A 14,320-nucleotide genomic window follows, 5' to 3' on the forward strand; every position below is an offset into this window, starting at 1 on the left:
CGGCAACCCGTACGAGCTCCTGAAGGCCCTGGGCGACCTGCACTTCCAGCGCCCGCCGGCGCTGACGCTCGCCCAGATCGCGCGCTCGCTGGGGTTGGAGACGCTCAAGCCCATCGCGCCGCCCCCGCAGGAGCACCTGCCGCGCTGGCGCCGGTTCGCCGAGGGCCTGCGGCACTCGCGCAGCCGCGACGCCGAGGTGATCCACCACCACTACGACGTCTCCAACGCGTTCTACGAGCGCGTCCTCGGGCCCTCCATGACGTACACGTGCGCCCTGTTCGACTCGGAGACGCAGAGCCTCGAGGACGCGCAGGAGAACAAGTATCGCCTCGTCTTCGAGAAGCTGCGGCTGCAGCCCGGGGACCGGCTTCTCGACATCGGCTGCGGCTGGGGCGGGATGGTCCGGTACGCGGCGCGGCGCGGCGTCAAGGCGCTCGGCGTCACCCTGTCGCGTGAGCAGGCCGAGTGGGCGCAGAAGGCCATCGTCGAGGAGGGACTCACCGACCTCGCCGAGGTCCGCTTCTCCGATTACCGCGACGTGCCCGAGACCGGCTTCGACGCGATCTCGTCGATCGGGCTGACCGAGCACATCGGCGTGCAGAACTACCCGGCGTACTTCCGGCGGCTGCACGAGAAGCTGCGCGAGGGTGGGCTGCTGCTCAACCACTGCATCACCCGCCCGGTCAACCGCGGTCCCGTGAAGGCCGGGGGCTTCATCGACCGGTACGTCTTCCCCGACGGCGAGCTCACCGGCTCGGGCCGCATCATCACCGAGGTCCAGGACGTGGGCTTCGAGGTGCTGCACGAGGAGAATCTGCGCCAGCACTACGCGCTGACCCTGAAGGGCTGGTGCGAGAACCTCGTCGCCGACTGGGACGCCTGCGTCGCCGAGGTCGGCGAGGGCACCGCCCGCGTCTGGGGCCTGTACATGGCCGGCTCCCGCCTCGGCTTCGAACGCAACGTCGTTCAACTGCACCACGTCCTGGCCGTCAAGCTGGGCCCGGACCAGGAGCCGAACGTCCCGCTGCGCCCTTGGTGGGTGGCCTAGGCGGCTCCGCCGCCCGTGCGTGGTTCTGGTAGTGCCCGCTACCAGAACCGCGCACGGCAGCTGCAGGGGTTCGGCTCGTCCCGGACCCAGCCCAGCCGGGTCAGTACCGTCTCGACCTCCCGCGCGACGTCGCACGGTGACGACGCCACCTCCCGATATCCGAAGACCAGTCGCGACCGGCCGGCCAGCTCGGCGGCGTTGTCGCGGCGCCGGTCACGGAAGGCGACTTCGCGCATCGAATGGACCCACCTGCCGTCCAACCGCACCGTGAGCGGGCATCCGGCGCCGTCGTACGTGCAGTCCTCGTACAGGGTCCTGCCGTCCACGACGACCGGACTCTGCCGGCGCGCCACGGGCAGAGCGTGTGCACGCTCGACGTCGATCGCGTAGTGGTACTCGAGCACGGACTGCACCCCGTCTGCGAGCAACGTCACCGCCTCTGCCAGCGAACTCCGATACCGATACGGCGGTCGTTCCTCGAGTCGCAGACGCACATCGGCCAGTCTGATGCCGGCGTTCGTCACGGTGGCGATCAGCGACAGGTACGCCTCCCGCGGCGACGGTTGCGCGGTGGCCAGATCCAGTGCGGTGTCGACCTTGGTCGTGCGCGGCAAGTACCGATCGACGCCGATGTGTGCGTGTGCCCGTGACCGGTGCACGACTACCCCCGGATGGAGAACGGCAGTCGGCTTCGACACCGGCAGCTTCGCTTTCCGTCCTGGTGCCCGCACCGTGGCTCGCTGCGGCAGCGCAGACTTCCCCACGGGAACGGTGAGGTGTACCGGTGCGGTGTCGTCGACCGGAAGCATGCCCCACACCTCGGCCGCGGTCCGGTGACTGAGCATCGCCGCTCCGCCCCCATACAGCAGGGCCGCCTCGAGCACCATGGTCCGCGTCAACGGTCCGCTGCTGACGGCATACACGCCCTGCAGGACACGTTGCCACCGTCCCGTATCGAGCAGATGCCGGACCGCTCCACGGCCCACCCCCAGTGCAGTCAGCTCCGCCTGTGTGACCAAGCCGGCCCGATCGTCGACCAGCTTCTGAATCTCGCTCTTCCCGAAGTCGTCCCCCATGCCGTCGATGATGGCCGACCCGGCGACGGGCAAGGGCTCCCGACCGTGGTCGGGAGCCCTTGCCTGTGGACAACTCGTGTGTGGTTCTGGCAGCGATTGCTACCAAAACCACGCACGGGCGCGTCAGCGCAGGGACGCCGGCGGGGTGAAGCGCTCGCCGTACTTGGCGGCGAGTTCCTCGGCGCGCTTGACGAAGCCCTCCTTACCGCCCGGGTAGCCGGCGATGTACTGCGCGACGCCACCGGTCCAGGCCGGGAAGCCGATGCCGAGGATCGAGCCGATGTTGGCGTCGGCGGTGGTACGCAGCACGCCCTCGTCGAAGCACTTCTGGGTCTCGATGGCCTCGATGAACAGCATCCGCTCGATCAGGTCCTGGATCGGGATGTCGGTGGGCGCGCTGCTGAACTTCTCGCGCAGGCCCGGCCAGATGCGGGTGCGCTTGCCGTCGGCGTACTCGTAGAAGCCGCCGCCACCGGCGCGGCCCGGGCGGCCCTCGTCGACGAGGAAGTCGACGACGGTGGTCGAATCGTCCTGCGGCACCTTCAGACCCGACGCCTCGGCGGCAGCCTCGGTCTCCTTGCGGATCTTCTGCATCAGCGTCAGGTTCAGCTCGTCCGACAGCTGCAGCGGCGGAGCCGGGTAGCCGGCCTGCGAACCGGCCTGCTCGATCGTGGCCGGCTCGATGCCCTCGCCGACCATGCGGATCGCCTCGTTGACGAACGTGCCGATGACGCGGGAGGTGAAGAATCCCCGCGAGTCGTTGACGACGATCGGGGTCTTGCGGATCTGCTGGGCGAGATCGAACGCCTTGGCCAGCGTCGCGTCGGAGGTCTTCTCCCCCGCGATGATCTCGAGCAGCGGCATCTTGTCGACCGGGGAGAAGAAGTGCAGGCCGATGAAGTCCTCCTGGCGCTTCACTCCCTCGGCGAGGCCGGTGATCGGCAGGGTCGAGGTGTTCGACCCGAGCACCGCGTCCGGCGCGACGACGTCCTCGATCTCCTGGAACACCTTGTGCTTGAGGCCGGTGTTCTCGAACACGGCCTCGATGACCAGGTCCGCGCCGGCCAGGTCGGCGGCGTCGGCCGTCGGCGTGATGCGGGCGAGCAGCGCCGCGGACTTCTCCTCCGTGGTCTTGCCGCGGGCGAGCGCCTTGGCCTCGAGGCCCTCCGAGTAGGCCTTGCCCTTCTGCGCCGACTCGATCGAGACGTCCTTGAGGATCACGTCCATACCGGCCTTGGCGCACACGTAGGCGATGCCCGCGCCCATCATGCCGGCGCCGAGCACGGCGACCTTCCGGAAGGTGGTCTTCGGGAACGGCGTGCCGTCGGCCTGCTTGGGGCGCGACGCCCCGGAGTTGATGGCCTGCATGTCGAAGAAGAACGCCTGGATCATGTTCTTCGCGACCTGGCCGGTGACCAGCTCGGTGAAGTAGCGGCCCTCGATCTTCGACGCGTTGTCGAAGTCGACCTGCGAGCCCTCGACGGCGGCGGCCATGATGGCCCGCGGGGCGGGCATCGGGGCGCCCTTGAGCTGCTTGCGCAGGTTCGCGGGGAACGCCGGCAGGTTCGCCGCGAACGACGGCGACGCGGGGGTGCCGCCGGGGATCTTGAAGCCCTTCTTGTCCCAGGGCTGCACGCCGCCTTCGGGATTGGCCTTGATCCACGCCTTCGCGGCGGGGACGAGTTCGTCGATCGAGCCGACGACCTCGTCGATCAGGCCGAGTTCCTTGGCCTTGACCGGGTTGTACTTGTTGCCCTGCAGCAGCACCTGCATCAGCGCGGTCTGGATGCCGAGCATGCGCACGGTGCGGGTGACGCCGCCGCCGCCGGGCAGCAGGCCCAGGCTGGCCTCGGGCAGGCCGATCTGCACACCCTTGACGTCGGCCGCGATGCGGTGGTGGGTGGCCAGGGCGATCTCGAGACCGCCGCCGAGGGCCGCGCCGTTGATCGCGGCGACGACGGGCTTGCCGAGGGTTTCGAGCCGGCGCAGGTCCGCCTTGATGCCCTCGACCTCGTCGAAGATCCGCTGCGAGTCCTCGGGGCCGACCTTGATCATGTTCTTCAGGTCGCCGCCGGCGAAGAAGGTCTTCTTCGCGGAGGTGATCACGACACCGGTGATGTCGTCCTTCTCGGCGACCAGGCGGTCGACGGTGGCCTTCATCGACGCCTTGTAGAGCTCGTTCATGGTGTTCGCGCCCTGGTTCGGGTCGTCGAGGGTCAGCACCACGATGCCGTCGGCGTCGCGCTCCCAGCCGATCATGTTGTTCTCAGTCACTGTGAATTCCCCAGTCCCTTCCGAAGTTTCAGACACGCTCGATGATCGTGGCCACGCCCATGCCGCCACCGATGCAGAGGGTGACGAGGGCGCGGCGGGCACCGCGGCGCTCGAGCTCGTCGACCATCGTTCCCGTGATCATGGCGCCGGTGGCGCCGAGCGGGTGCCCCATCGCGATGGCGCCGCCGTTGACGTTGAGCTTCTCGTCCGGGATCTTCAGGTCCTTCTGGAACTTGAGCACGACCGACGCGAACGCCTCGTTGATCTCGAACAGGTCGATGTCGTCCACGGTCAGGCCGGCGGCGGCGAGGACCTTGTGCGCGGCCGGGGTGGGGCCGGTGAGCATGATCGTCGAGTCCGCACCCGAGGTGGCGGTGGCGACGATGCGGGCGCGCGGGGTCAGGCCCATGTCCTTGCCGGCCTGCTCGGAGCCGACGAGCACCAGCGCGGCGCCGTCGACGATGCCGGAGCTGTTGCCGCCGTGGTGGACGTGGTCGATCTTCTCGACGAAGTGGAACTTCTGCAGCGCGACGGCGTCGAAACCGCCCATCTCGCCGACCATCGCGAACGACGGCTGCAACCCGGCCAGGCCCGCGAGGGTGGTGTCGGGACGCATGTGTTCGTCGTGGTCGAGGACGGTCAGGCCGTTCTGGTCCTTGACCGGCACCACGGACTTGGCGAAGTACCCGCCGGACCACGCCGCCGCGGCCAGCTGCTGCGAACGCAGCGCGTACGCGTCGACGTCCTCGCGGCTGAAGCCTTCCATGGTGGCGATCAGGTCGGCGCTCACACCCTGCGGCACGAAGTAGGTGTCGTAGTTGGTGGCCGGGTCGAGGGCCCACGGGCCGCCGTCCGAGCCCATCGGCACCCGCGACATCGACTCGACGCCACCGGCGACGACGAGCTCGTCCCAGCCGGAGCGGACCTTCTGCGCGGCCATGTTCACGGCCTCGAGGCCGGAGGCGCAGAAGCGGTTGATCTGCACGCCGCCCACGGTGTCGGGCATGCCCGCCGCGGTGACGGCGGTGCGGGCGATGTCGGCACCCTGGTCGCCCACCGGTCCGACGACGCCGAGGATCAGGTCCGAGATGCGGTTCTCGTCCAGGTCCGGGAACCGCACGCGCAGTTCGTCGATCAGGCCGGTGACCAGGGAGATCGGCTTGACCGAATGCAGCGACCCGGTCTTCTTGCCGCGGCCGCGCGGAGTTCGGATGGCTTCGTAGATGAATGCCTCGGAGGTCACAGTGCAGGGTTCCTTCCCGTGCTTTGCGGATGCGAGGGGCGGCGGCTCGTGACAGCCGTCACGCCCGACCTCGTTCACCCTAGGAGCCGGGGCCCCCCGGACTGAAGGACCGAACCGAGCGGAGTCCGTGACCGAACCGAGCGGACGTTCACGCCCCGAGACCGGCCTCGCGGGCCCGCACGATCGCGGTCGACCGGTCGGCCGCGCCGAGCTTGCCGAGCACGTTCGACACGTGGTTGCGCACCGTTTTCGGGCTCAGCACCAGCCGGCGGGCGATGGTCGCGTTGTCGTGCCCGCGCGCCATCAGGTCCAGCACCTCGCGTTCGCGATCGGTGAGTTCCGGGAACACCGCCGGCGCCAGGGTGCGGGAGGCGGCCATCGCCCCGATGGCCTTGGCGGCGACGGCGGCACCGACGATGACCTCGCCGTCCGCGACGGCGCGGATCGCCCGCTCGACACCCGACGGGTCGGCACCCTTGACGAGGTAGCCGCGCGCCCCGGCGCGCACCGAGGCGACGAGCGACTCCTCGTCCTCGTGCATCGTCACCACCAGCACCCGCAGCTCGGGGAACCGCCCGAGCAGCTGCCGGGTCGCCTCGATGCCCGAGCCGTCCCCGAGTTCGAGGTCCATGAGCACGACGTCGACGTCCGCGGTGATCACCTCGAGCGCCTCGGCGACCGAACTGGCCTGGGCCACCACCTCGATGCCGTCGAGGGTGCCCAGCAGCGCGACGAGCCCGAGCCGGAACACCGGATGGTCGTCGACGACGGCGACGGCGATCGCCGCGGGGGCGTTCACGACGGCCCCCACGGGAGGTCCGCCGTGACGACGGTGCCGTGCGGCTGCGCCGCCGTGATCTCGACGGTGCCGCCGACGTCCTCGGCGCGTTCGCGCATGCTGTGCGTCCCCACGCCCCGTCGCGCGTTCCGGTCCAGCCCGCGGCCCGCGTCGCGTACCTCGAGGGTGAGCCGGTCCGCCGCCGCCCGCACGAGCACCCGGCACCCGTCGGCACCGCTGTGCCGCCGCGCATTGGTGACCGCCTCGGCGGCGATGCCGTACGCCGCGGCGACGACCGCCCCGCCCCGGCCCGGTGGCACATCGGCGTCCACGTCGACGCGGAATCCACTGCGCGAGTGGACCGCCGACATCTCCTCCAGCGCGGCGGCAAGACCCAGCTCGTCCAGGACGGGCGGCAGCAGCCCCCGGGAGAGTTCGCGCACGCCCTCGACCTGGTGGTCGAGTTCGCGCAGCAGCGAGTCGATCAGCGGAGCGGCGCCGGCGGAGTCGCTGTCGATGAGGTTGCGGGCGCCCTGCAGCCCGAGCCGGATACCGGCGAGGGACGGACCGAGCCCGTCGTGCAGTTCCCGGCGGATGGTGCGGCGCTCGGCGAGCCGGGCCTCGGTGAGCCGGTCGCGCGCCGCGTCGAGCTCCTCCGAGGACCGCAGCACCACGAGCCCGGCCTCCACCACGGAGGCGAGTTCGCCGAGCGCGCGGAAGCTGCGGGGCCCCAGCGTCTCACCGGGCGGGGCGGTCACCTCGAGCCGGCCGTCGCGCAGGACGACCTGCTCGGTGGGCCCGGTGGGGGTGCCCCATCGGGCGAGCGCCTCGTCGCCGCGGCGCACCGTCACCGACTCGAGGCGCAGCGCCACACCGACTCCGGCGGCGAGGTCCTCGAGCAGCCGCCGCGGCGTCTGCGCCCCCGCGAAGTGCCGGCCGAGCCGGCGCACCGCGCTCGCCGGGTCGTCGCCCTCGCCGTAGACGAGGGTGTGCACGCGCCGGGTCAGCCAGGCCCGCACCGGTTGCACGGCCAGGGCCACCGCGACCGCGGCGATGGCCTGGGCGACGACGGATCCGTCCGTCGGCAGGATCAGGGCGACGGTGGCGGTCACGGCGAGGTAGCCGGTGGCGAGTACCGCGACGAGGCTGCCGGCGACGGCGGCGCGGCCGACCGCGAGGTCGAGCCCCCACAGCCGTTGCCGCAGCACCACCACGAGGATCGCGACCGGGTAGAACGCCTGCGTGGCCAGGTGCAGCAGCGGCGTGAGCATCCACGGCAGGCCGGGCACCGCCAGCGGGATGTAGGACACCGCCATCAGGGCGGTGCCGAGCGCGAGCCAGCCCAGGCCGATGCGATCGGAGACCGGGCCGCACCGCCACCGGTAGGTGATGTCCGCGGCGGCGAGCAGGCCGAGCGTGACGACGGGCAGCACGAGCCAGCCGACGGCGGTGCCGGTGAAGGTGCGGGCCCAGAAGAACCACGCGGTGACCACGGCACCGGCGAGCACGCCGAGGCGGGCGCGCCGGTCGAGCGGCGTGTCGCGGACCAGCCAGGGCACCACCAGGAACAACGCCAGGGTGCCGGGGATCCACGCGGTGCTCTGCAGCGGCGCGAGGACCCCGGCGAACGGCAGCCCGGGCCGCACCTCCGCGAGCTTCGTCCAGGCGTAGCTCAGGGCCGAGAGCCCGACGCCGATCGATGCGAGCGACAGCAGGATCGGCACCGGATGCACCCGGCGCGCCAGCACCACGCCGGCGACGGTGCCGTACACCGCGGCACCCACGGCGTCGACGAGGAAGAACAGCTGATCGGAGTCGAGGTCCGGGCGGGCGGTGGCGAAGACCACGAGGGCCGCGACGGCCAGGCCCCCCGAGAGCACGGCGACGACGGCGGCGGGCACCGGTGCGCCACCGGTGCCCGCCGCCGTCTCGGATGCGTCCGCAACAGCCATGATGCGGTGAGTATGCCCCGCGGCCGGATCCGTCGCGCGGCAGCCTATCGGCGCGCCCTGTCGGAGACGGCGAATCCGATGCCGGCGACGAGCACCCACACGGGACCGACGAAGCCGGCCATGTATTGCAGCGGGGAGATCCCGAGCAGCACGGTCAGGCCGCCGAGCACCACGCTCGCCCAGCCCAGCCACCGCGGCGTCGCGCCGTGGCGCAGCGACGCGGCCGCCACCGCCAGGCCGCTGACCCCCGCGCCGACCCACAGCCACGGGATCGTGCCGACCCAGTGCGCGCCGACGACGGCGAACTCGGCGACCATCTGTCCCGGCTCGCCCAGCCCGAACAACAGCTCGGTGTCCAGGCCGGCGCCGAGCAGTCCGGCGGTCGCCGTGAGCAGCAGACCGAACGCCGCGACCGACGGCAGCAGGCTGTCCTCGGGCAGGGCGATCCGCAGGCGGCGCTGCAGGCCGGCGGCGAAGATCAGCAGCAGCACCGTCGACACCATGAGCGACAGGTGCATCACCAGCAGTGGGGTTCGTTCGCCCGCGAACGCCTCGGCGATCGCGGGCGCGTTGCCGGCCGTGGATTCGTCGTAGGCGGCGCCCATACCCATGCTCGCCTGGATGGCGACGACCCCGGCGAGCCCGGCAACGGCCCCCGACCATGCCCAGGCGCTCGACGACGCGCGCCGTGCGGCCGTGCGTCCGTCCTCCGTCACGCTCACTGTGCTCATCGGTTCGGTGTCCCTCCCGTCGTACCGGCGCGCTCTGCGCCTGACGGAGAGGCTGCTGCGCCCGGCGTCCCGGTCGCCAGGGACACCCGTCCCGTCCCGGTGGGATTCCTCCGGCGGGATGCCGGACCGGTCCTCGCGCGCGTCGGTGCTTGCCGCGCGCGTGAGGACGCGCGCGACAAGCACCGTTCCGCGCGAGAGTGACCGCGCTGCAGGCGAATCAGTAGACCAGGACGGCGAACAGCGTGCTGAGCACGAGCCCCGCCATCACCGGCAGGAAGCACTTGCGGGCCAGGTCGAGGACGGGGACGCGGGCGAATCCGGCCACGGCGACGAGCGACGACCACGCGACGATCACCCCGCCGCCGGACCAGATGTTGCCCATCTGCCCGATCGCGGCGAGGGTCGACGGATCCATGCCGACCGCCGGGCCCAGCGCGCCGGACAGCGAACCGGTCAGCGGCAGACCGCTGAAGCCGGACCCGTCCAGCCCGGCCACCACGCCGATGAGCAGGATGCCGAACGACGTGACGAACGGGTTCTGCGGCAGGTGCGACTGTGCCGCGTTGACGAGATCGAACAGGATTCCCGGACCCGTCTCGCCGTCCGCGTAGCCGAGGATGGCACCGGAGAAGTCGGGGTTGCCGATGAGGAAGAAGCCGGCGATCGGCAGCACGACGCCCATCGCCTTGAAGGCGAACACCAGACCGTCGACGAGGTGCTCGGAGGTGGTCTCGAGGAAGCCGCCCCTGTCGTTGGACGCGGCGGCCGCGAACAGGATGAGCGCCGCGATTCCACCGACGATGGCCGCGGCGTCCCCACCCTGCAGGGGCGGCACCACCTGGGTGAACTTGCCCAGCAGCAGATACACGATGAAGGCGAGGTAGGCGAGCGGAACGAGCATCGCGAACGCCTTCGCGGTGCCCCTGCTCTCGGCGAGTTCGTAGCTGCCGGGGTCGCGCTCGGCGACGATCACGGCCGTCGCCGTGCTCGCGGCACCGTCGGGGCCACCGGCGGGGCCGCCGCCCACGGGCTCGGGCCGCACCGGCTGCCGGCTCGGGGCGGATCCGCCGCCGGCCGGGCCGTCGACGCCGCGGTCGGCCTCGGCCTCCCACTCGACGAGCAGGTCCGGCGACGGCGCCCGCCACGTCCGGCGCTGCGCGACGAACGTGATCGCCAGCGCGGTCACGCCGACGACGAGCGACAGCACGAGCGACTTGTCCGCCACGGCGTCGACGTCGGCACCGGCCGCCGTGGCGGAGATGCCCGGTGCGACCTTGATGATGTAGTCCGACGACAGGGCCATGCCCTGGCCACAGATGGCGATGACCATGCCGACCGACAGCGGCGACAGGCCGGCCCGGATGGCGACGGGGATCAGCACGGCACCGACGAGTGGGACGGCCGGGGTGGGCCAGAAGAACAGGGAGATCACGTACGTCACGACGGCCAGCACGACGAAGCTGCTGGTGCCGGTACGCATGACCCTGCGGAACGGCGCGACCATCAGCCGGTCGGCGCCGAGTTGCCGCAGCGCGCCGAGCATCGCGGTCACCAGCGCGATGATCAGGAAGATGTTGAACAGCTCCTTCGCGGCCACGAGGCTGGCGTTGAAGATCGAGGACAGTCCGGTGACGATGCTGCCGGAGAACACGAAGGCGGTCAGGAACGTTCCGATGACTGCGGGAACCACGATGTTCTTCCGCAGGGCCATGGTGGCCAGGATGACGACGATGCCGGCCACGTAGACCCAGTGGGCGGCTGTGAGTTGTACGTCCAATTCGAGTCCTAAGTCAGGAGCAGAACGAGTGAGGGGCTGTGTTCGTGGAACTTTCCGCGCTCGTTCATGCCTGGTCAACGCAAACCTTGCACAGTGCCCCGAACTGTAGATGTGCAGTGTGTTCCTGTTTTGCGTTTCCGTGTCCTCCGGTAGCGCGATCGTGAACAATTGCTACGAACTTGTGTCTTCCGCCGTTTCCGCCGGGCGAACCCCGATTCCTTGGGCAGGGTGCACACTCCGGGCGCGTCCGCCTGTGCTGTTTACGAATTCGACGCCGATGCGGCGGTACCGGGCGCGGTGAGACAGTGAGGCCACGGCCCCCGCCGTATCGCTCGCGAGCCACAGGAGACAGATGACCACCCGTACTGCCGCGCCGACTCCGGCCCCGGCGCACGCCGATTCCGGAACCCCGCTCGCGCTGTCCGCCCTGCTGGCGGGAACCCTGGTCGGCACGATCAGCAACAACGTCGTGAATGTCCCGTTGGCGGAGATCCTGTCGGATTTCGGCACCTCGCTCGAGAGCGGGGTGCTCGTCGTCGCCGGTTTCCTGTTGACGTTCGCGGCGTCGATGCCGCTGGCCGGCTGGATCGGTGATCGCTTCGGCCGCCGGCGCGTGTACTGCGGCGCGCTCCTGGCGACGGCGGTGTGCTCGGCCGGCGCCGCGACGGCCCCCAACCTGGCGGTGCTCGTCGCGTGGCGCTCGCTGGGCGGTGTCGCCGCCGCCGCGTTCGCGCCCGCCGTGATGGGCCTGATCGCGTGGTTGTTCGGGCCCGAGCGGCGGGCGCGGGCCGTCGGGGCCTGGGCGGCGGTCAACGGTGCCGGTCAGGCCCTCGGACCGTCGATGGGCGGCCTGATCGCCGACCACTGGGGGTGGCGCTGGGTGTTCGTCCCGCTCGTGCCGGTGGCGCTGATCGGCTTCGCGGGGACCCTGCGCTGGATTCCCGCGTTCGAGGGCCGGCGCATGCGCCTCGACGGCCCGGGCGCGGCCGCGTTGACGCTCGGCGCGGCGGTGCTGGTGCTCGGGCTGACGCTGGTCCCGCAGCCCGGCGTGGCGCTGCCCGCCGCCCTCGTGCTGATCGGGGGCGCGGCCGTCGTGCTCGTGTGGTTCGTGCTGCACTGCCTGCGCACGCAGGTGCCGTTCGTCGACGTCCGCCTCGTGGCCGAACCGCGGTTCGCCCGCAGCGCGATCGCGGCGTTCGGTCAGATGTTCTGCCTCGGTGCGACCCTGCTCGCGGTGCCGCTGTACCTGACCGGCGCGGGGGTGTCCACAGCCCTGGCGGGGACGATCCTGTTCGCGCTGCCCGCCGTGATGGTCGTCCTGGCCCCGATCGTGGGCCGCACGGCCGACAGGCTGGGCGCCCGGAGGGTGCTGCGGGCGGGGCTGGCGGTGCTGATCGTCGCCCAGTCGGCCCTGGCCGCCGTCCTGGCGACCGCGGCGACGAACCACTGGGCGGTCGTCGCGGTGCTCGCGGTCACCGGGGTGGGCAGCGCGCTCGTACAGACCCCGGCCGCGGCCGGGTCGACGCGCTCGCCCGCCGGAGCCCAGGGCACCGGGCTGGGGTTGTTCAACCTGATCCGTTTCGGCGGATCGGCGGTCGGCGCCGCGTGGGTGGCCATCGCGGTGGACTCGTGGTCGTACCCCGTGCTGTTCGTCGTGTGCGCCGTCGTCGTCGCAGCGGGGCTGGCCGCGTCCTTCCTCGGCCGCGACCCCGAACTGGCAGGCGTGTGAACGTTGTTCAGCGGTAGTTGATCTCGCGGTCCACGGCGGTGTGGACCTGGTCCAGCAGCTCGAGGCGGATCGCGAGCCACGCCGTGAACTGGTTCTCCGGCAGGCGCACGTCCATCGACAGCGCACGGGAGATGCGATCGAGCTTGGACAGCATCGTGTTCCGGTGCACGCTGAGCTCCCGCGCCGCGGCGTTGACGTTGCCACCCGCGCTCAGGTACGCGACGAGCGTGTCGTGCAGGTCGGTTCCGGCGCGGATCGGGCCGAGCACGTCGCGGACCAGGCGGCGGCTGCGGTCGGTCTCGGCGACGAGTTCGAGCACGCCGTAGCCGCGCAGGTCGCGGTAGGAGACAGCGCCGGACAAGCCCAGCCGCTGCCCGATTCCCAGGGCGACCCGGGCCTGACGGTAGCTCTCCCGGATCTCGTCCGCGCCGACGGCGGGCGCGCCGTGCGCGACCGGCACCGGCCGGCCGCGCCGGTCCTCCAGGTCCAGGGCCATGGCCTCGGCATACTTCTCGATCTCCGCCTCGACGTCGCGCCGGTCGTGCGACCGGAGCGAACGGACGACGACGAGGACGTCCCCGATCACGGTGACGTAGGACCGCACCGCCGGGTGCGGCAGCACGCTCGCCGCGTACCGCGCGAGCCGCAGCAGGCTCCCCGAGCCCTCGACGCCCGCACCCCCGGCGTCCGGGGCGTGCCCGGCCGCGACGAACACCGCGAACGTCGAGGTCAGATCGATGTCGTGATACCCGGCCCGCGCCTGCATGTCGTGCTGGCTGGTGAAGCTGCCGTGCACGAGCGCCTGCACGAAGTCCCCGCGGGCGCGTTCCTCCGCTTCGTCGACACTGCGCTGCCGCAACATCTCCGAGCCGATGATCGCCGTCGCCTGTTCGGTGACGACCGCGTGCTGAGCCAGTTCGTGCGGGCCCGGGCCGGGACCGGCGGCGAGCACCGCGACCCAGCCCTCGAACCGCTTGCCCAGGCGGATGGGGCTGGCGGTGCACGTCCAGCGTCCCGAATCGTCGGACAGCTCCACCACCCGGGTGTCGTGGCCGTGCCCGGATCCACTCGTGGTCTCCGCGCCCTGCCGTTCGGCCAGCGCCCGCGGAAGCCGGTCGGAGACGAGGTCCGTGGTCGCGGAGTCCAGGCCGTGGACCGCGACGACGTGCCCGCGCGCGTCGAGCGCGACGGCGGGATGGTGCGCGAGGGCCGAGACCTCACGGAGGAGCAGGGTCATGCCCGCGCCCCGGTGCAGCAGCCCTGCCAGGGTGGTGTGGACGTGTGACGAGTAGCGCATCACGTGCACCTCCTGCGTCAGGGCACGCTCGGCCAGGAGGCGGTTGAGCGCCGCGAAGCCGATCGGGAAGCTCAGCTCGAGGACGACGAGTCCCGCGGGCTGCGGCGACTCCGCGGTCGTCGCGGGCAGCGAGCCGTCCACGACGAGGGCGGCGGCGCCGCGCGCGGCCAACGCCGCGACGGCGTGTACGTTGCCGGCGAGCGCCTCCGGACGGGCGTACACGGCGACGGCATCGAGGTCGTCGAATCGGCCCATGACCTCGCTGAACGGCAGTGCCCAGGTGAGGGCGCGGTCGAGGGCGGTGTGCCCGGACGCGATCCGCGCCCCGGTCATCAGCGACTCGTCGAGCAGACCCCGGACGGTCAGGCGCGGGCTCGGTTCCATGTCGACCTGCTTTCTGCGAGCGGGGCGCCGG

At 71.5% G+C, this 14,320-nt stretch carries 10 protein-coding genes; 2 read left to right on the forward strand and 8 right to left on the reverse strand.

What is annotated here, in order from left to right; genetic code table 11:
- Positions 1-1,048 (forward strand): class I SAM-dependent methyltransferase (locus AIIKEEIJ_RS30130; RefSeq protein WP_161997222.1); only part of this gene is annotated, 1,048 nt, incomplete at its 5' end.
- A gap of 38 nt (positions 1,049-1,086) precedes the next feature.
- On the opposite strand, the gene AIIKEEIJ_RS30135 is transcribed toward AIIKEEIJ_RS30130, so the two are convergent.
- The 7 genes from AIIKEEIJ_RS30135 to AIIKEEIJ_RS30165 form a co-directional block, all read right to left on the reverse strand.
- Positions 1,087-2,124, reverse strand: a complete 1,038-nt coding sequence (locus AIIKEEIJ_RS30135) for a type IV toxin-antitoxin system AbiEi family antitoxin domain-containing protein (protein ID WP_065923560.1) — start codon at positions 2,122-2,124, stop codon at positions 1,087-1,089.
- A 123-nt stretch (positions 2,125-2,247) separates the two neighbouring features.
- On the reverse strand, positions 2,248-4,398 hold the full coding sequence (locus AIIKEEIJ_RS30140; RefSeq protein WP_161997223.1) for a 3-hydroxyacyl-CoA dehydrogenase NAD-binding domain-containing protein: 2,151 nt from the start codon (positions 4,396-4,398) through the stop codon (positions 2,248-2,250).
- 28 nt (positions 4,399-4,426) lie between these two features.
- The gene (locus AIIKEEIJ_RS30145; RefSeq protein WP_006947448.1) at positions 4,427-5,641 is read right to left on the reverse strand and encodes an acetyl-CoA C-acetyltransferase; all 1,215 of its coding nucleotides are present in this window, start codon (positions 5,639-5,641) and stop codon (positions 4,427-4,429) included.
- A 148-nt stretch (positions 5,642-5,789) separates the two neighbouring features.
- Positions 5,790-6,452 carry a response regulator transcription factor gene (locus AIIKEEIJ_RS30150; protein WP_065923126.1) on the reverse strand — a complete coding sequence of 221 codons (663 nt, stop codon included), beginning with the start codon at positions 6,450-6,452 and terminating at the stop codon, positions 5,790-5,792.
- Positions 6,437-8,371, reverse strand: a complete 1,935-nt coding sequence (locus AIIKEEIJ_RS30155; RefSeq protein WP_006947446.1) for a sensor histidine kinase — start codon at positions 8,369-8,371, stop codon at positions 6,437-6,439. The genes AIIKEEIJ_RS30150 and AIIKEEIJ_RS30155 overlap by 16 nt, the downstream gene beginning before the upstream one ends.
- A gap of 44 nt (positions 8,372-8,415) precedes the next feature.
- On the reverse strand, positions 8,416-9,102 hold the full coding sequence (locus AIIKEEIJ_RS30160; RefSeq protein WP_029547129.1) for a hypothetical protein: 687 nt from the start codon (positions 9,100-9,102) through the stop codon (positions 8,416-8,418).
- Between the two features lie 217 nt (positions 9,103-9,319).
- Positions 9,320-10,879, reverse strand: coding sequence for a hypothetical protein (locus AIIKEEIJ_RS30165; protein WP_161997224.1), 1,560 nt, complete (start codon positions 10,877-10,879; stop codon positions 9,320-9,322).
- Between the two features lie 352 nt (positions 10,880-11,231).
- On the opposite strand from AIIKEEIJ_RS30165, the gene AIIKEEIJ_RS30170 reads away from it, so the two are divergent.
- A complete protein-coding gene (locus AIIKEEIJ_RS30170) occupies positions 11,232-12,608 on the forward strand; it encodes an MFS transporter (protein WP_161997225.1) in 1,377 nt (458 codons plus the stop codon).
- A 7-nt stretch (positions 12,609-12,615) separates the two neighbouring features.
- On the opposite strand, the gene AIIKEEIJ_RS30175 is transcribed toward AIIKEEIJ_RS30170, so the two are convergent.
- Entirely contained in the window at positions 12,616-14,289 is a 1,674-nt protein-coding gene (locus AIIKEEIJ_RS30175; protein WP_161997226.1) for a helix-turn-helix domain-containing protein, read from the reverse strand.
- Positions 14,290-14,320: the final 31 nt, after the last annotated feature.

The sequence above is a fragment of the Rhodococcus sp. YH1 genome (assembly GCF_009939605.1).
Taxonomy (GTDB): Bacteria; Actinomycetota; Actinomycetes; order Mycobacteriales; family Mycobacteriaceae; genus Rhodococcus; species Rhodococcus aetherivorans.

Coding starts and splice junctions, on each gene's coding strand:
- AIIKEEIJ_RS30135 (WP_065923560.1), bottom strand. CDS start 2,124: ATGGGGGACGACTTCGGGAAGAGCGAGATTCAGAAGCTGGTCGACGAT.
- AIIKEEIJ_RS30155 (WP_006947446.1), bottom strand. CDS start 8,371: ATGGCTGTTGCGGACGCATCCGAGACGGCGGCGGGCACCGGTGGCGCA.
- AIIKEEIJ_RS30175 (WP_161997226.1), bottom strand. CDS start 14,289: ATGGAACCGAGCCCGCGCCTGACCGTCCGGGGTCTGCTCGACGAGTCG.
- AIIKEEIJ_RS30170 (WP_161997225.1), top strand. CDS start 11,232: ATGACCACCCGTACTGCCGCGCCGACTCCGGCCCCGGCGCACGCCGAT.
- AIIKEEIJ_RS30160 (WP_029547129.1), bottom strand. CDS start 9,102: ATGAGCACAGTGAGCGTGACGGAGGACGGACGCACGGCCGCACGGCGC.